Here is a 17,322-nt window from a genome sequence, read left to right on the forward strand (position 1 = left end):
ATTATATGTGAATAGTCATAGGAAAAGAATGATCAGACTCTTTTAGACAAAAGGTGGTTGTATACAATAGTACGAGGAATGTTGGACTTAATTTCTAATTAACTGTATATTTACAAAAATCTAATAAAATTCATTTGTTATTTAAACGACATTAACATGTATTAGATAAAATAGCCCTTGTAATGAATCAATTATTATGAGGAGGATTCACGTGGACAGAACTGCTTTAAGAAAAGTAAAAGGCCTTATTGGATTATTAATGGTTTTTGTATTAGCGTTCGTATCATTTCCGTGGAGTACATCAGTCAAGGCAGAAGAGAAAAAGCAAGAAAAGGCATCAAGTGAGAAGAAGATAGTTTTTCCAGTTGTAAGTGATGTGCATATTAAAAATAGTGGAACGGATGATACGTTTCGCTGGAAAAGAGCGATTGAACAGTTTAATACATTAGCACCGAAGCAAGATGCATTTGTTATTGTAGGTGATTTCACAGATACAGGATCAGTGCAGCAATATGATCGTTTCATGCAAGTGTATAATGAAAATGCAAATAAAGATGCAGTGCGAATGAATTCACTCGGTAACCATGATTATTGGAACGGTTTATCTGTAGAGGGTGCACAGAAGCGTTTCTTAGAAAAAACAGGTATGGAATCAATTTATTATCATAAAGTGGTAAAAGGTTATCACTTCCTTGTTATGTCTCCAGAGAATGGAACAACTCATGGATATTATTCAGACAAGCAAATTAATTGGTTAAAAGAAGAAATGGCGAAAGCGCAAAAAGATGATCCAACAAAACCAATTTTCGTATTTTTACATCAACATATTAAAGATACAGTGTACGGTAGTCATGAATGGGGAACACAAGATAGCGCAAAAATTAATACAGTATTAAAGGAATATCCACAAGTTATTACATTTTCGGGTCATTCGCATTATCCGTTAGACGATCCAAGATCGATTCATCAAAAAGACTTTACATCAGTTGGTACATCTTCAGTAAGTTATATGGAAGTTGAAGGTGGTAAAGTACAAGGGAATATCCCGCCAGGAGCTAGTACGTTAAGCCAAGGTTTATTAGTAGAAGTAGATGATGAAGAAGTAACGATTAATCGTCGTGATTTCCATACGAATTCTTGGACAGGCGAGCCTTGGAAAATTAAATTACCAGCAAAGAAAGAAACATTTACACATGTAGAAGATCGTGATAAAGAAAAGCCTTACTTTGCTAAGGATGCAAAGCTTGCTGTATCAAATGTAACAGAAAATGCGGCAACGGTAACATTCCCGCAAGCATTGGACAACCTTCTTGTTCATTCTTATCGTGTACAAGCTAGAGATAAGCAGACGGGAGAAATAAAGAATAAATTGTTAGCATTCTCAGAGTTTTATCGTGATCCAGTGCCAAAAGACCTTACATTTACACTTGCAGGATTAGATGGCGGGAAAACATATACACTTGAAGTCGTTGCAATCGATTCATTTGGCAATGAAACCGCACAGCCGTTAACTGCGGAAATTACTACGAAAAAAGATAATATTGACCCGAATGTGAAAGTACCAAAAGCTGATGTTTTCGATGTAAACTTTGCAGATGGTACATTTAAAGACAATTCACCATTTGGTACAAAAGGTGATGTGAAGGGCAATGTGGTTATTGAATATGATAAAGCATTGAAAAAGAATGTGATGAAATTAAACGGACAATCTAATACATTTGGATACCTTCCATTTTCAGCGGCACAAAAAGAGAAAGTAGCAAATACATTTACGCTAGAAACGGTATTTTCAATGAATCAAATCCGTGGCCAAGGTATTTTGCAAAATACAGAGAGCGGCGGAATTGGATTTGAGTCTACAGGAAGTGGATATGTTGAATTATGGGCTCACATTGGTGGCAGCTATAAACGTGTTGGAGTTCAATTAGAAGCGAACAAAACGTATCATTTAACAGGAACGTATAACGGAAGTGAAGTGGCAATTTACGTAGATGGTAAAAAAGTAAATAGTCAGCCAGCTACTGGGAAAGTGTATCATCCAAACGTACCATTTGCATTTGGAGCGGATCCTGATAGTAACGGAAATGGTGGTATTCCGTTAAATGGACAAATCGCGCTTGCGAAATTATATAGTAAAGCGTTAAGTTCTTCAGAAGTATTAGCGGCGTACAATGAGTTCTCTAACCGTACGAAGTTAGAGCAAGTAAATGCGTTATTTGAAGAGCTTGGAAAAGTAAAAGAAGTGTTAGCTGGAACGTATGGATTTGGAGATAAGCCAGGTCAATATTCAAAGGAAGCATTTCAAGAATTAGAGAAAAGCTATAATAACGCAAAACAAGTGTTTGAAAATGTAGGGAGTACGGGAGAGCAAATCGTTCAAACATATAACGAATTAAAAACAGCTAATGTAACATTTGTACAATCTAAAGTAGTAGAACAACCGAAAACACCGAAAGAAAAATTACAAATCAATATTGAATCTGCAAAAGTAGTAGTGAAAAAAGCTCAAGATGCAAATGTAACGGACGGTTCAGTGAAAGCACTGAGTCAAAAAATTACAGTGGCCGAAGCTGTAGTGAAAGATGTAAAAGTAAAAGATGCACAGGTAGAAACGATGAATCGTACATTAGAGCATGCGATTTCACTCGTTGAAAAAAGTATGAACAAATAAGAGAGAGGAAAAGAAGCTTATCATGATAGGCTTCTTTTTTGTTATACTAAAAGTAGTATAGAATGAAGGAGCGAATAATTTGGAACAGAAAAAGCTAAAAAGAATTCTTGAATATGTATGGATCGCGGTTGTGCTCCTTGTAGGATATTATTTCTTAAAAGAGAAAAGTATTTGGGTTTTATTTTTAATGACTTTCTTATTAGCAGGACTAGGAACGTTATTTATTAACTTTTTCTTTGATAGTTTGAATGCCTGGAAGAATAAAAAGAAGGGAACGAAGTAAAGGAGGGAATATATGCAAAAGTGGAAGCTCATATATCAGGTGATTATTTTCCTATTGCTTGTAGGTATTGGAATGGTTAAATACGCAACGCCAATAGGAAATTGGGCATGGTTTACAGCTTGCATCGGCATATTTTTCATTTTACAATCGTTAACGAAAAAATATAATAGTACAGAAAAATAGCTCGCCGCTAAAACGGCGAGCTATTTTGTTATGCTTTTTTCTTTTCATCATTCGTTTTTTCGGTAGCTAAGTGACTATGCTTTCTAGAGTAGAAGAAATAGAAGCATAAGCCGACTATAAGCCAAACTGCAAAGCTAATCCATGTTGTTTTAGACAAATTGATCATTAAATATAAGCAGCAAAGAATCGCGACAACTGGTAATACAGGTACGAAAGGTGTACGGAATCCGCGTTTTAAGTCAGGATGTGTTTTTCGTAAAATAAGTACTGCGCAGCAAACGAATGTAAAGGCTGTTAACGTACCGATGTTTACTAAATTCGCTAGCAAATGTAAATCTAAAAGTCCTGCTAATAAAGCGGCAACAACGCCAGTAATCCACGTGTTTAATAAAGGGATTTTTACTCTTTTATTTACACGTGATAACGCTTTTGGAAGTAGACCGTCACGGCTCATCGCATACGAAACGCGAACTTGTCCATACATAACGACTAAAAGGACGGTTGTCATTCCAGTCATCGCTCCAACAGCGAGTAGTCCTGCAATTGTGTCCTCACCAACGAAATGCAATGCAAATGCAACTGGATCAGAAACGTCTAATTGCGTATAAGGAACCATACCTGTTAAAACGAAAGATACGATCATATATAAAACAGTACAAATAAGAAGAGAACCGATAATACCAATTGGTAAGTCACGCTGCGGTTTTTTCGTTTCTTCTGCAGCGGTTGCGATTGCATCAAAACCTAAAAAGGCGAAGAATACAGTGGCAGCTCCGGTAATAATACCGTCGTATCCGAATGGAATGAACGGTGTCCAGTTTTCAGGCTTTACATATTTTGCGCCTGCTACGATAAAGGCAATGATAACAGCTAGTTTAATAAGAACCATAATATTATTAATGCGTGCACTTTCACGTATACCAAAACTTAAAAGGCCGGTAATAAGAAGTAAAATGCAGACAGCTGGTAAATCGATGAGACCACCTTTTCCTACGCCGGGGGCTGAGGCGATTATGGCGGGCAGGTGTATATTGAATCCTTGTAGTAATGATTGCAAATAACCAGACCAACCGACAGCTACTGCCGCGACTGCAAGTAAATATTCGAGCATTAAACACCATCCGACGATGAAGGCGACGACTTCTCCGACTGTCATATATGCATAAGTATACACACTTCCTGAGACAGGAATAGAAGAAGCAAATTCAGCATAACAAAAGGCTACACAAGCACAAGTAAATGCAGCAATAAGGAATGATAGCATAATACCAGGACCAGAATGTTTTGCTGCAACAATACCTGTTAATACAAAGATCCCTGTCCCAATTACGGCGCCGATTCCTAAGAACGTTAAATCGAGTGCTGTTAATGTTCTCTCGAGTTGCTTTGGTGATTCAGTACTAAGCGCTTTTTTTCGTAATAATGACTTCACTTTGGACTCTCCCTCCATTTTTTCATTTCCATAACGGCGGCTATAGTATGAGCCCATGAGAAAAGAGTAAGTAAGGAAGTGGAGGTGCAGTTATGGTATGTAGTTTTTTAAAATTGCTGGATTAATCTTAATATAATTCAGAATATTTTGTCAAATAAAAATATGACAAATAAAATGCGGATCAATAGGGGAAACTACTTGCAGAAATGGACGGGGGTTAACGACCCACTGATTAAAGTTAAAGTAGGAGCAGATGCTATGTTATTTTATTTTGAACTTGTCGTCATTTTACTTTGTACGAAATTAGCTGGTGACATTAGTGTGAGACTTGGTCAGCCTTCTGTACTTGGTAAGTTAATTGTCGGTATTATTATCGGTCCAGCTGTACTCGGTATTATTAATAGTTCTGAACTAATTGATGAACTGAGTGAGATTGGTGTTTTGTTACTTATGTTTATGGCGGGACTTGAAACAGATTTAGAAGAGTTAAATCGGAATTTGAAATCGTCATTTGCAGTAGCGGCTGGTGGAATTATTTTTCCTTTCATCGGTGGTTATGTAACAGGATTGCTGTTTGGATTAATGCAGTCCCATGCCATTTTTTTAGGATTATTACTTTGCGCAACATCGGTTAGTATTACGGTGCAGACGCTACGTGATTTAGGAAAAATGAATACGAGGGAAAGTACAACAATTTTAGGTGCTGCCGTATTTGATGATGTCATTGTCGTTATTTTATTGGCATTTGTAATGAGTTTTTTAGGAACACAAGATGTAAATATAACACTTGTCATTGCAAAGAAAATTATTTTCTTTGTAAGTATTGTTTTTATTGCTTGGAAAGTCGTTCCTTGGATTATGAAAATGCTTGTCCCGCTTCGTGTAACAGAAGCGTTAATTAGCGCGGCTCTTATTATTTGCTTCTCTTTTTCTTATTACAGTGAAATGATGGGAATTGCAGGCATTATTGGAGCATTTGCAGCAGGAATTGCTATTTCTCAAACAGAGTATAAGCATGAAGTGGAACATAAAATTGAACCGATTGCTTATGCAATATTTGTTCCAGTATTCTTCGTAAGTATCGGAATGGAAATTACATTTCAAGGCATTGGAAGCCAGCTTTGGTTCATTATTATTATGACCCTCATTGCGATTTTCACAAAGTTAATTGGATCAGGTTTAGGAGCGAGATTGACAGGTTTTAATCTCCAATCTTCTATTAGTATTGGCGCGGGGATGGTATCACGTGGTGAAGTAGCACTTATCATCGCAGCAAATGGACTTACGGCGAATTTATTAGCGAAAGAAAATTTCACAGCGATTGTTATTGTTGTTATATTGACGACGATTATTACACCGCCACTTTTGAAGAAATATTTTGTATAGAGAGGAAGGGCTTATCTGATGCAGGTAAGCTCTTTTTTTATTCCAAAAAGCAATGGTCATATAGCATGAAGGGTTTGTAATTATGGTAAAATCTATGTATGTAATATGACAAGGAGAGGGAAGTGTGAAAATTACGAAGGAGAAGGTTATCGGTGTAATCGTACTTATTGCAGTATGTATACCATTTACTGCATGGAAAGAATCAAAAGTGAAAGATTTTCCGGTTTCTATTTTTTCGGAAGAAGCAGATGGTGAGTACGGTCAGAAGCTGAAATATACTGCTTTTTTACCTGATGTTGCGATTTGGATGAACGGTTGGAAAGAGAAGTGGACAGAAGGAGAAAGAACTGTTTATCAAAAAGGGAATCGCATTGTAAATGTGTTTCATCCTCCTGGCGATGATGGTTTTTACCTTCTTGAAGCAAGAGAAAATAAGTGAACGCAACCGTAAGAAGTGGAGGTTAAATAGTGAAAGCTTCAACATTACTATTTAAAATTGAAAGTAATATGGATCAATTTTCACCAGCTGAAAAGAAGGTTGCCATGTACATAATGGAGAATGCAGAGATTGTTCCGAACTTAACGACGAAAGAAGTGTCAACGAATGCAGGCGCAAGTGAGGCGAGTGTCGTTCGTTTTTGTAAGTCGATTGGGATCGGAAGTTTTAAAGCATTTAAGATAGCACTCGTTCGTGAATTAACGATTGCTGATTATAATATTAACGATTTTTCAGTGATGAATACGGAAGATGGACCGTACGATTTGTTTAATAAAGTCACTTATGTGAATAAAGCTGCAATTGAGGCGAGCGTTACTGCGATAGATAAGAAGGAACTTGAGAAAGCTGCAGATCGTATTGTCAATGCGGGCAAAATTATATTTTACGGCGTAGGTGGATCAGCTACGCCAGCAATGGATGGGGCGTATAAATTTACACGGCTTGGATTTACAGCGATGATGCTATCTGATTTTCATATGATGTTGCCGCTTGTGACGAATTTAAAAGAAGGCGATATATTTGTTGCGATTTCAACATCTGGTCGAACGAGAGATGTGCTTGAAATGGCGCAGTATGCAAAGAGACAAGGTGCAACTGTTATTGGAATTACGAAGCTAGATCAATCATCCCCCTTATATAAAGAAGTGGACATTCGTCTTTGTATGCCAGATGTAGAACAAGATCATCGTATTGCAAGTATTGCGTCGAGAATGACGCAACTGAATATGATTGATGCTTTATATGTGATTACTTTCAACCGAATTGGTAATAAAGTATTGGATCAATTTATGGAGACGCGAGAAGAAGCGTTGCGGTTACGGAAGTTAAAGTAGAAGAAAAGATGAGGAGACTCATCTTTTTTTATCCCGCTATTTGCCGGGCAGTAAGACCCCCACTTCAAAATTCAGCGGAAGCAAAGAAGTTAGGTGGGGGATCAACTGCCCGTAAAAGCCCGATTGGTGCGGGCTAATAATCAGTGGGGATGAACAAAACCCCCACTGATTAAAGTTTCACTTTATTATCTTTGACAAAAATATGTCATGTTGTGAAATTTTATTTCATAAAATAAGAAAGGGTTATTGATTTTTAGTTTCTTAAAGTTATAATAAAAGTGTGAAATATAATTTCAAAGAGGGTGGAAATATGTTAGAAAATTTATCGACAGAACATCGTAATGAGAAAACAATGAATCTGGATGAAATGAGCATAAAAGAAGTGTTGCAAAGTATGAATGAAGAAGATCGAACTGTTGCGTTAGCAGTTGAAAAAGAGATAGAACAAATTGAAAAGGTTGTACAGACTGTTATTAAATCTTTTGAAGAAGAGGGACGCTTAATTTACATTGGTGCTGGTACGAGTGGTCGTTTAGGTATTCTAGATGCAGTGGAATGTCCGCCGACATTTGGCACGGATGATAAAATGGTGCAAGGATTTATAGCAGGTGGATTGAAAGCGTTTACTAAGGCGGTGGAAGGTGCCGAAGATCGCGAAGAGTTAGCAGAAGAAGATTTAAAAAGTATTGGATTAAATGAGAAAGATACAGTGATTGGAATTGCTGCAAGTGGTAGAACTCCTTACGTAATTGGCGGCTTGAAATACGCACAGAGCGTAGGAGCGAGTACAGCAAGTATTTCTTGTAATAAAAATGCTGAAATAAGTAAATATGCAAAGTTAAATGTAGAAGTAGAGACAGGTGCAGAAATATTAACAGGATCAACGCGTTTAAAAGCTGGTACAGCACAAAAATTAGTGCTGAATATGATTTCAACAGCTTCGATGATTGGTGTAGGAAAAGTATATAAAAACTTAATGGTAGATGTTCAATCCACAAATGAAAAGTTAGTAGAACGGTCAAAACGAATTATTGTGGAAGCAACAGGCGCTAGTTATGAAGTAGCGGCAGAGTATTATGAAAAGGCAGAACGTAACGTAAAAGCTGCCATTGTTATGGTGTTGTTGCAGTGTGAGTATGGGGAAGCACTGGAGAAACTAAAATACGCAAAAGGGTTTGTGAAGAAAGCACTATAAAATAATAGGGAGGGGGATTCTATTATGAAGAAAGAAGAGAGAATGGCCAAGGAAATTTCGGAGCAACTTGGGGGAATAAAAAACATTCGTAGTATTGCTCATTGTATGACGAGACTACGTTTAACGCTTCATGATGAAAGTAAAGTAAACATGGACCTTTTGAAAAAAGTTGAAGGTGTTATGGGTGTTATAGAAGATGAGACGCTTCAAGTTGTCGTTGGCCCAGGAACAGTAAATAAAGTAGCAGCTAAAATGGAAGGTTTGACAGGACTACGAATTGGTGAGGTAGCAGATCATCACCTTGAAGATATTGGGCAAGAGATGAAGTCAGAGATTAAGAAGAAAAATAATACCCCAGTGAAAAACTTTTTACGAAAAATAGGAAGTATTTTTATTCCGTTAATTCCGGGGCTTGTTGCGTCAGGAATTATAAACGGGGTTGCTAACTTTGCGAAAAACGCTGGTGCTGATCCAAATGCAACGTGGTTACAAATGTTACTACTCATTGGCGGCGGTATCTTTACATTCTTAGGAATTTTAGTTGGTTGGAATACAGCGAAAGAATTTGGCGGGACACCGGTTCTTGGGGCAATTGCTGGTATTTTAATTTTTAACCCGGCGATGGCAAACGTAAAATTGTTTGGTGAAGCATTAGTGCCCGGACGGGGCGGATTGTTTGCAGTAATTTTTGCAGCATGGCTTATGGTTGTAGTGGAAAGACAAGTTCGAAAAGCAGTGCCAAATGCAGTTGATATTATCGTGACACCACTTATTACTGTATTAGTTGTAAGTATCGTAACGATGTTAGCCATTCAGCCATTAGCAGGTTTCTTATCAGATGGTATTACGAGCGGAATTAATGCTATTTTAAATATTGGCGGAGCATTTGCTGGCGCAGTACTTGCGGGAACATTTTTACCTCTCGTTATGGTCGGATTACATCACGGTTTAACACCAATTCATATGGAATTTATTAATCAAACACACGTAACACCTTTATTACCGGTACTCGCAATGGCTGGTGCTGGCCAAGTGGGCGCAGCGATTGCAATTTATGTAAAAACAAAAAATAAACGACTTCGTAATGTGATTAAAGGTGGATTGCCAGTTGGCTTTTTAGGAATTGGTGAGCCGTTATTATACGGGGTTACATTACCACTTGGGAAACCGTTTATTACTGCTTGTTTAGGAGCGGCTGTCGGTGGTGCATTCCAAGCAGTTATGCAAACGGCTTCACTTGGAATTGGCGTATCAGGGCTATCTTTAATTCCGTTAATTGCTGACAATAAATATTTACTATATTTCTTAGGTTTAGTAATTGCATATGCTTTCGGATTTATCTTCACGTACTTCTTCGGATTTAAAGAAGAAATGGCAGAAAACATATAGAGAAAGGGATTCCTTTCTCTTTTTCTATTAATAGAAAGGGAGATTTATATGATCGGAGTTTCCATTTATCTTTCAAAAGAACGAGTAGAGAAACAAGAAGAGTGGCTAAGAGTAGCGAAAGAAAATGGGTTTACATCTATTTTTACATCACTGCACATTCCAGAAGATGATCCAAATACGTATAAAGAGTTAATTCAAATATTAGGGAAACAAGCTCTTGCACATGAAATGGAGTTAATGGTTGATGTTTCTCCAAAATCGTTACATCATTTAGGGCTAACATATGAAAATGTGGAAGAACTATTGGACTGGGGCATTACCGGTTTAAGAATGGATTACGGCATTGCGCCAAAAGAAATTGCAAGCGTATCTCATAAGATGAAAGTAGCTTTAAATGCGAGTACGATTACAAAGTCATTTTGGAAAGAGTTACTTACAGAACATATACGAGTAGAGAATGTAGAAGCGTGGCATAATTTTTACCCACGTCCAGAGACAGGACTAGCAAGGTCCTTCTTACAAAAGCAAAATCAATATTTACAGGAGTGCGGAATAAAAACGATGGCATTTATTCCAGGAGATGCGGAAAAACGTGGTCCGTTATATGAAGGGTTACCAACGTTAGAAAAACATCGCAATATGCGCCCGCTTGAAGCGTATTTAGAACTTGTTCAAGATTGTGGTGTTGATAAAGTATTGATTGGAGATATAAGCGCAAGTTTGGAAAGCATGCAAGAAGTAGCTAGTGCGAGTAGAGGGATTATTCCATTGCGTTACAAATCATTTATAACTGATAAAGAAGTATTAAAAGTGGTGGAGCAAGTGCATACAAATAGACTAGATCCGGCTCGTGATGTTATTCGATCTGTAGAATCAAGGGAAGGAAATAGAGTGATTTTACAGCCGATGCATACAATTGTAAGAAAGAAAGGCAGCATTACAATTGATAATGAATTGTACGGTAGATATGCAGGGGAGATGCAAGTTGCTACACATGATTTACCTGTAGATGAGAAAGTGAATGTTGTTGGAATGGTTGTGGAAGAGGACGTTTCTTTACTGCCTTATATTGGCGCTGGAAAAATGTTTCAATTTTTTTTATGCGATAGAATAAAAGCTTGAATTAGCGCTATTTTGTAGGAAAACATTATCCGTAAAAGGGATAATGTTTTTTGTTTTCTTTAAAAAAAGTATTTGACGAATGAAATAAAATACCGTATTGTTTTGACTTGTGAATAAAAGTTCACCATAACAAAACAAAAAGGAGAGTTCAAAATGAATCAATATATTGGGAATTTAATTATTCGTATCGTGTTAGGAGTTACGTTCTTTGCACATGGTTTAGCAAAGTTTCAATCAGGTATCGATAACGTAGCAGGATGGTTTACAAGCATCGGTTTACCAGGTGGCCTTGCATACGGCGTAGCAACTGTAGAATTAGTTGGTGGTATATTATTAATTATCGGTTTAGGTGTACGATATGTAGGATTGTTATTCGCTCTTATTTTAGCTGGAGCTATCGTAAAGGTAAATGGAGCAGCAGGTTTATTAGGAGATGGAAAGAATCCAGGATATGAATTAGATCTTGCATTATTATCAATGGGTGCGTATTTATTCGTAGTAAAAGCAGAAGGATATGTAGATCGTTTCTTAAAAGAGAAAGTAATGAAAACGAAGTAAATTTTATTTATAAATTGTTGACTTGAAGAATTATTGTAACTATAATGATTACAGCTAATGAATTACGAATGAAACAATTTAAATATTTTTTTACACAAGATGTAACTGCATTGGTTACGTCTTGTGTAAAAATAAATAAACGGGAGGAAGTAATATGCCTAAATCAAATTTAGAAATTATTCAAAGCACGTATGAAGGATCAGCTTCTTCGAATGCAAAGCATTTAGCAGAAGCCCTCTCTGAAAAAGTGGAATGGACAGAGGCAGAAGGTTTCCCGTATGGCGGAACATATAAAGGCGTAGAAGCTATAATGGAAAATGTATTTAGCCGTTTAGGATCAGAATGGGATGATTATAAAGCAAGTGTAAATACATATCATGAAGTAAACGGAAAAGATGTAATTATTGCTGAAGGTATGTATTCTGGAGTTTATAAAGAAACAGGAAAATCATTTGAAGCAGAATTTGTTCATGTATGGCAGCTTGAAAATGGAAAAATCGTGAAGTTTAAGCAGTATGTAGATAGTCATATTGTTAGGGAAGCGATGAAGAGCTAATGCTTTTTAAATGGATTGTAGGTATATGTATTACCATTATGGTAATCATCTCTTCTATAGTTGGCGGAAAGAAATTGCTTGCATATGTGGAAAAAGAAAATACAAATATTCAAACCGAGCGAGCGGCAAACGAAAAAGAGAAAAAAGCTGCAGAAGAAGCCCCGCAAATTAGTGAAGGTGAAATTATTTCTACTATGCATAAAATGGTGCATCAAAAGGTAAAATCCTCTGAAAAATGGGGATTTGTAGAGATGACAAAAAAGGAAATTTCTAATGTAAAAAGAGATATTGAAAATAGTACAGGTTTTCAATATAAAATGAAGTTATTTTCTATTATAAATAGATGGGAAAAAGGAGATTTTTCTCAAACTGTTGAGGAGCATAACTTTTTATGGAGCCTTCAAGGTGGAGATACTGGCAAGGCGACGGAACGTTTATCGCCAGAAGAGGAAAAGCAGTATATAAAAGAAATGAAGAGAAAATAAAAACATCGCCAACCCAGATGACGATGTTTTTTCATTAAGAATGTTTTCGCATTAAAGCTCTAGTTGGCTGAACAGCGACAGTTTTGAAATGAGAAAATAAATAACATCCTGTTACAACGACAATTGTTCCTAAAATTTGTATCCACGTTAATTCTTCTCCGAGGAATATGAATGCTAAAATGGCTGTGAAAATTGGATTGAAGTTTAGAAAAATACCTGATGTAGTTGCGCCTAATTTTTGTACGCCAATATTCCAAAATACCATACAAAGAACTGTCGAAATAAGCCCAGTATATAAAAGTGATGTGATGAAAGAAGTATTTATATTTGAAACAGTGAAGCTACCTATGTTAAACGGTAGTAATAAAATAACGCCGAAAATACCAGAGTACAACGTTGCCATAAGTGGTGTAGTTGTTTTTGTTGCCCATTTACTACAAACAGAATAGATTCCCCAAATACAAACTGCTGCAATCATCCATAAATCGCCACTATTAAAATGTAGTGAAAATAAAAGCGAGAAATCACCTTTTAATAGGACGAGGATAACCCCGAAGAATGAAAGAATCATGGATAGGATTTGAAGTGTATTTACTTTTTCTTTTAGAAATAATACTGAAAATAATGCGATTGAAATTGCATTCAATGTAGAGATAAGACCTACATTCGTAGCGGATGTTTTTTCTAATGCTAAAAATTGAAAGATGTTAAAAAGAGCGACCCCTGAAATTCCCATCAATATTAACGGAAGTATTGCGGTACGTGGTGGAAGGATTTTCTTTTCTTTAAACCATACCATTGGTAATAAACAAACAATCGCAATCATCCATCTTAAATTTGTCAGTGTCATCGGCGATGCATGATCGACGAGTGATTTTCCAACGACAAAATTTCCTCCCCATAATAAGCTCGTTAGTAATAGTAAAAAGACGTAAAAATAAGGCATGCTAAAATCCCCTTTTTTGTAATCAATACGAATTGTAAATAATTTTAGCATTTTTCTTTATTGTGTAATATATTCTTTTGTATAATGGTTAAAACTCGATAAAATATTTATCTATGAATGATATTTACGGAATGATATTCAGTTTTGGGTAAATTATAAGGTATTTTTTCGAATAATCATCGGTAAGAAAAAAGGGGGAATTGTAATGGAGTCGTCTGTTATTAAAGTGTTGGATGATTTGGATGTACAAATTTTAGATATATTGCAGAAGGAGTCACAAGTAAGTAATGCAGAGCTGGCACGTCGCGTTAATTTATCACCGGCTGCGATGCATGCAAGAATAAAAAGGTTAGATGGGGAAGGTTTCATCGATAAGCAAGTTGCGATTTTAAATCAAGAAAAGCTTGGATTTGATTTATTATGCTTTATTTTTATGAGTACGAATATTCATCAATTTGACAAGTTGGAAGTGTTGGAGAAAGAATTAGAATCGATGCCAGAAGTGTTAGAATGTCACTGTTTAACAGGAGAGTACGATTATTTATTAAAGGTTGCAAATCGTGATCGTAAAGAACTAGAGCAGTTTATTAGAAAGCTGAATAAGCTTGGTATTACAAGGATACAGACAAGTTTAGCACTTCGTGAAATTAAATATTCGACGGTATTGCCGATACGAAATGAGGAACCGAGCATCGATTAGATTGCTTGGTTTTTTGTTTGTATAAATTGATTGACGAGGAGAAAAGAGAGATGTATTATTATATAAAAATATGAATTAAAATTCATTTTGAGTTATAAATATTAATATCGAGGGCAAGGGGATGTAATATGAAAATCTGTAATGCGGTGACGAGTGATGTGAAAGAAATTTATAGTCTTATTGAGGTTTATGCAAAAGAGGGAGTTGTTTTACCACGTTCTCTTTTGTCTCTTTATCAATATTTGCAATGTTTATATGTTATGAAAGAAGACGAGAGAATTGTTGGAGTTGCTGGATTACATGTATTAGGGGAAGATCTTGCAGAAATACGATCGTTAGTAGTTTCGCATACATATGCAGGGAAAGGGATAGGGCGTATGCTCGTAAATCATGTAATGGAGGAAGCTACGAAAATAAATGTAAGAAGAGTAATTTCCTTAACATATGAAACAGTATTTTTTCAAAAGTGTGGATTTGCTTTTGTAAATAAAGAAACGTTGCCAGAGAAAGTATGGATTGATTGTAGACATTGCCCAAAGGTGGATTATTGTGATGAAGTGGCGATGGTGCGGTATGTTGGATGAAAAATTTATAGGGAAAAAGTTCCCACTATTATTTACATATATAGTGGGAATATATATTTCCATAAGAAATGGACAGGTTATTAAGAATTTGAATTCTTTTGTCTCACGGCAAAATTATAAAGTGGATCTTTAAGTTCATAGTTATACGTTAAACCGTCGACAATTCCTACAACTTTATCATTATCATAAAGATCGAGCATAAATTGTGCCATTTGTTTTGCAGTGTGGAATTTTGGTACAACATTATCGTATTGGAATTCATCAATATCAAATGAACGTTTCGCAAATTCTGTTTCAGTTGCAGCAGGAGCTAAAACTTTTGCTTGCAGTTTTGCGCCTTGTTCTTTCAGTTCGTGAGACAGCCCTTCTGTAAAGGCACTTACATAGAATTTCGTAGCGCAATACGTAATAGCATCAGCAACAATTGTGTATCCGCCGCCCGATGAAACGTTAATAAGCTGTGTTCCATCAACCATTGAATAATCTCGAACGAAAAGAGAAGAGAGTATTGTTAGTGCTTCTATATTGACATGCAACATCGTCTCTATTTTATTTAAATTTTGTTCAGCAATTGAGGCGAAATTACCAAAACCTGCGTTGTTAATCCACGTTTCAATTTGAAAAGCTTGTAGGCTTTCATAAAGTTTATAAACATCTTCAGTCACAGATAAATCAGTTTTTCGAATGACAACATCCAACTCAGGATGCATTTCGTTAATTTTCAATTTTAATCCGTTTAATTCTTCTTGTCTTCGAGCTACAAGTACTAAATTTTTTCCGCGAGATGCAAATGCTAAAGCTGTTTCATAACCAATTCCAGAACTTGCGCCAGTAATAACCGTGTATTTCATATAAAATCCCCCTAAATTCAAATTCATTTATGGTTAGATTGTATTTGTTAGAGTATACTCTAAGTCAAATGTTTTTTATAAATTTGATTCGGTCATAAAATATATGAGGGTAAGCATATGGAGGGAGTTTGAGTATGTACACAATTAGCGAGGTAGCAAAGTTATTAGGAGTGAGCACATATACACTACGCTATTATGAAAAGGAAAATATATTAATTGCAAATCGTGATACAAATGGAAATCGACTTTACGAAGAGTCACATATAAAGTGGTTGCAGTTTGTAATGAAATTAAAACAAACGCAAATGCCAATAGCGAAAATAAGAGAATACGCTAGACTATATACAGAAGGGGAGCATACAACAGAAGCTCGTTTACAGCTTCTAGAAGATCATAGGAAATCTATTCAGATTCAAAGAGAAAACTTAGAGGTTACAGAGAAGATGCTTGAGAATAAAATTAGTGCATACAAAAACTTATTGGAAAATAAATAGATGGTTGTTATGTGATGAAAAATGGATTTGATCTATGAGTATTTCATCATAGTGTACGGATAAATAAAAAAGAGCAGCTAGCAAAAGCTAACTGCTCCATTCAAGGGATCTCTCCAAGGGGGAGTGGAGAAAATATTATGTTACTGGCAGTATTAACAGATTATTGAGAAATATACAAATCGGATGAAAGAAATTTTAAAAAAACTTTCGGCATTGACAGTTTTTAAAATGTTCATGTACAATATATATGAATGACATTCAGTCATTTTTTATGTGACAGGATGTAGTTAGTTTAAAAATGGAACAAATACAATGGTAAATGAGGATGATAGTTGTTTTTATATAGTATTGATGAAAGAGTATATTTTTTTAAAACAAAAATGACTGATAGTCAGTCATAAGAGGTGAGAGGTATGAAAAATAGAGCTTGGTTATATGTCATATTAACATGTATCTTTGAAATTTTTTGGGTGTTTGGTTTTAATACGGCTAATACTTGGTGGCATTGGATTATTATTTTAGGAGTTATCGCTGTTGATTTTCACTTCCTTTCTAAAGCGTGTGAACATCTTGCAACCGGGACTGTATATGCTGTTTTCGCCGGAGCTGGTACGGTAGGTACTTTCTTAATGGATGTATTCCTTTTCGGCGGGAGTTTCAGTGTAGGAAAATTATTCTTTATCGTGATGGTTGTAGCTGGCGTTATCGGTTTAAAGCTAGCTGATAATAAAGAAGAAACTGTGGAAGGAGCTGCTTAAAGATGGGTTGGTTTTTCGTATTTTGTGCTGCAATTAGTGAAATAGTCGGTGTGATAGGACTTAAAATGTATAGTAAAGATAAGACATTAGCCAATGGTGCGATTTATATAGGCGGGTTTGCTACATCCTTCGCATTTTTGTATACTTCCTTCTTATTTTTACAAGTAAGTGTCGCGTATGCGGTTTGGATTGGTATTGGAACAGCAGGTGCAGTTTTGTTAAACATGTTCTTGTTTGGTGAGTCGAAAAGCAAAGCGCGTATTATTAGTGTGTTTCTTATTGTATGTGGAGTGACAGGATTAAAGGCACTTTCTTAAAGATATATTGTATTTTTATCTCCTAATTGTTTATTAGGAGATTTTATTATAAAAAAAATGACTTCCTCTTAGAGTTCACT

The 17,322-nt window shown here is 35.9% G+C and carries 20 protein-coding genes; 17 read left to right on the plus strand and 3 right to left on the minus strand.

Going from position 1 to position 17,322, the window contains the following annotated elements; genetic code table 11:
• The first annotated feature begins 211 nt into the window (after positions 1-211).
• From AC241_RS04315 to AC241_RS34605, 3 genes are all read left to right on the plus strand, one after another.
• Positions 212-2,671, plus strand: coding sequence for a LamG-like jellyroll fold domain-containing protein (locus tag AC241_RS04315; RefSeq protein WP_029441694.1), 2,460 nt, complete (start codon positions 212-214; stop codon positions 2,669-2,671).
• A gap of 79 nt (positions 2,672-2,750) precedes the next feature.
• Positions 2,751-2,954, plus strand: a complete 204-nt coding sequence (locus tag AC241_RS04320) for a hypothetical protein (RefSeq protein ID WP_000435797.1) — start codon at positions 2,751-2,753, stop codon at positions 2,952-2,954.
• A gap of 12 nt (positions 2,955-2,966) precedes the next feature.
• Positions 2,967-3,137, plus strand: coding sequence for a hypothetical protein (locus tag AC241_RS34605; RefSeq protein WP_016082737.1), 171 nt, complete (start codon positions 2,967-2,969; stop codon positions 3,135-3,137).
• Positions 3,138-3,165: 28 nt separating this feature from the next.
• Here the strand turns inward: AC241_RS34605 and AC241_RS04330 are convergent, their stop codons facing one another.
• Positions 3,166-4,626, minus strand: coding sequence for a branched-chain amino acid transporter BcaP (locus tag AC241_RS04330; protein WP_172452147.1), 1,461 nt, complete (start codon positions 4,624-4,626; stop codon positions 3,166-3,168).
• Positions 4,627-4,731: 105 nt separating this feature from the next.
• Between AC241_RS04330 and AC241_RS04335 the strand changes: the two genes are divergently transcribed.
• From AC241_RS04335 to AC241_RS04375, 9 genes are all read left to right on the plus strand, one after another.
• The gene (locus AC241_RS04335; protein ID WP_050427771.1) at positions 4,732-5,955 is read left to right on the plus strand and encodes a cation:proton antiporter; all 1,224 of its coding nucleotides are present in this window, start codon (positions 4,732-4,734) and stop codon (positions 5,953-5,955) included.
• Positions 5,956-6,079: 124 nt separating this feature from the next.
• Positions 6,080-6,394: a hypothetical protein gene (locus tag AC241_RS04340; protein ID WP_000704960.1), complete on the plus strand. Its 315-nt coding sequence runs from the start codon at positions 6,080-6,082 to the stop codon at positions 6,392-6,394.
• Between the two features lie 29 nt (positions 6,395-6,423).
• The gene (locus AC241_RS04345; protein WP_029441696.1) at positions 6,424-7,287 is read left to right on the plus strand and encodes a MurR/RpiR family transcriptional regulator; all 864 of its coding nucleotides are present in this window, start codon (positions 6,424-6,426) and stop codon (positions 7,285-7,287) included.
• 310 nt (positions 7,288-7,597) lie between these two features.
• The gene (gene murQ / locus AC241_RS04350) at positions 7,598-8,482 is read left to right on the plus strand and encodes an N-acetylmuramic acid 6-phosphate etherase (RefSeq protein ID WP_000892345.1); all 885 of its coding nucleotides are present in this window, start codon (positions 7,598-7,600) and stop codon (positions 8,480-8,482) included.
• Positions 8,483-8,506: 24 nt separating this feature from the next.
• A complete protein-coding gene (locus AC241_RS04355) occupies positions 8,507-9,871 on the plus strand; it encodes a PTS transporter subunit EIIC (protein ID WP_000711299.1) in 1,365 nt (454 codons plus the stop codon).
• A 48-nt stretch (positions 9,872-9,919) separates the two neighbouring features.
• Positions 9,920-10,993: a DUF871 domain-containing protein gene (locus AC241_RS04360; protein ID WP_050842639.1), complete on the plus strand. Its 1,074-nt coding sequence runs from the start codon at positions 9,920-9,922 to the stop codon at positions 10,991-10,993.
• Between the two features lie 153 nt (positions 10,994-11,146).
• Entirely contained in the window at positions 11,147-11,551 is a 405-nt protein-coding gene (locus AC241_RS04365) for a DoxX family protein (protein ID WP_001077751.1), read from the plus strand.
• A gap of 154 nt (positions 11,552-11,705) precedes the next feature.
• Positions 11,706-12,107: a nuclear transport factor 2 family protein gene (locus tag AC241_RS04370; protein WP_016082734.1), complete on the plus strand. Its 402-nt coding sequence runs from the start codon at positions 11,706-11,708 to the stop codon at positions 12,105-12,107.
• Positions 12,107-12,592, plus strand: a complete 486-nt coding sequence (locus AC241_RS04375; protein ID WP_000897995.1) for a PRK06770 family protein — start codon at positions 12,107-12,109, stop codon at positions 12,590-12,592. The genes AC241_RS04370 and AC241_RS04375 overlap by 1 nt, the downstream gene beginning before the upstream one ends.
• Before the next feature lie 34 nt (positions 12,593-12,626).
• Here AC241_RS04375 and AC241_RS04380 read toward each other — a convergent pair whose 3' ends face one another.
• Entirely contained in the window at positions 12,627-13,538 is a 912-nt protein-coding gene (locus AC241_RS04380; RefSeq protein WP_001146238.1) for a DMT family transporter, read from the minus strand.
• Between the two features lie 205 nt (positions 13,539-13,743).
• Here AC241_RS04380 and AC241_RS04385 point away from each other — a divergent pair, with 205 nt between their 5' ends.
• Positions 13,744-14,238 carry an Lrp/AsnC family transcriptional regulator gene (locus tag AC241_RS04385; RefSeq protein ID WP_000446097.1) on the plus strand — a complete coding sequence of 165 codons (495 nt, stop codon included), beginning with the start codon at positions 13,744-13,746 and terminating at the stop codon, positions 14,236-14,238.
• 128 nt (positions 14,239-14,366) lie between these two features.
• Positions 14,367-14,822, plus strand: coding sequence for an N-acetyltransferase (locus tag AC241_RS04390; protein WP_050842641.1), 456 nt, complete (start codon positions 14,367-14,369; stop codon positions 14,820-14,822).
• Between the two features lie 80 nt (positions 14,823-14,902).
• On the opposite strand, the gene AC241_RS04395 is transcribed toward AC241_RS04390, so the two are convergent.
• Complete coding sequence (locus AC241_RS04395; RefSeq protein ID WP_050842642.1) at positions 14,903-15,673, minus strand: SDR family NAD(P)-dependent oxidoreductase; 771 nt, start codon at positions 15,671-15,673, stop codon at positions 14,903-14,905.
• A 134-nt stretch (positions 15,674-15,807) separates the two neighbouring features.
• On the opposite strand from AC241_RS04395, the gene AC241_RS04400 reads away from it, so the two are divergent.
• The 3 genes from AC241_RS04400 to AC241_RS04410 all read left to right on the plus strand — a co-directional run bounded on the left by AC241_RS04400 (position 15,808) and on the right by AC241_RS04410 (position 17,242).
• Positions 15,808-16,167, plus strand: a complete 360-nt coding sequence (locus AC241_RS04400; protein ID WP_043936790.1) for a MerR family transcriptional regulator — start codon at positions 15,808-15,810, stop codon at positions 16,165-16,167.
• A gap of 413 nt (positions 16,168-16,580) precedes the next feature.
• On the plus strand, positions 16,581-16,925 hold the full coding sequence (locus tag AC241_RS04405) for a DMT family transporter (protein ID WP_000796022.1): 345 nt from the start codon (positions 16,581-16,583) through the stop codon (positions 16,923-16,925).
• A 2-nt stretch (positions 16,926-16,927) separates the two neighbouring features.
• Positions 16,928-17,242, plus strand: coding sequence for a DMT family transporter (locus tag AC241_RS04410; RefSeq protein ID WP_000539671.1), 315 nt, complete (start codon positions 16,928-16,930; stop codon positions 17,240-17,242).
• The last annotated feature ends 80 nt before the right edge of the window (positions 17,243-17,322 follow it).

This window comes from Bacillus thuringiensis (genome assembly GCF_001182785.1).
In the GTDB taxonomy this organism is placed as follows: domain Bacteria; phylum Bacillota; class Bacilli; order Bacillales; family Bacillaceae_G; genus Bacillus_A; species Bacillus_A thuringiensis_S.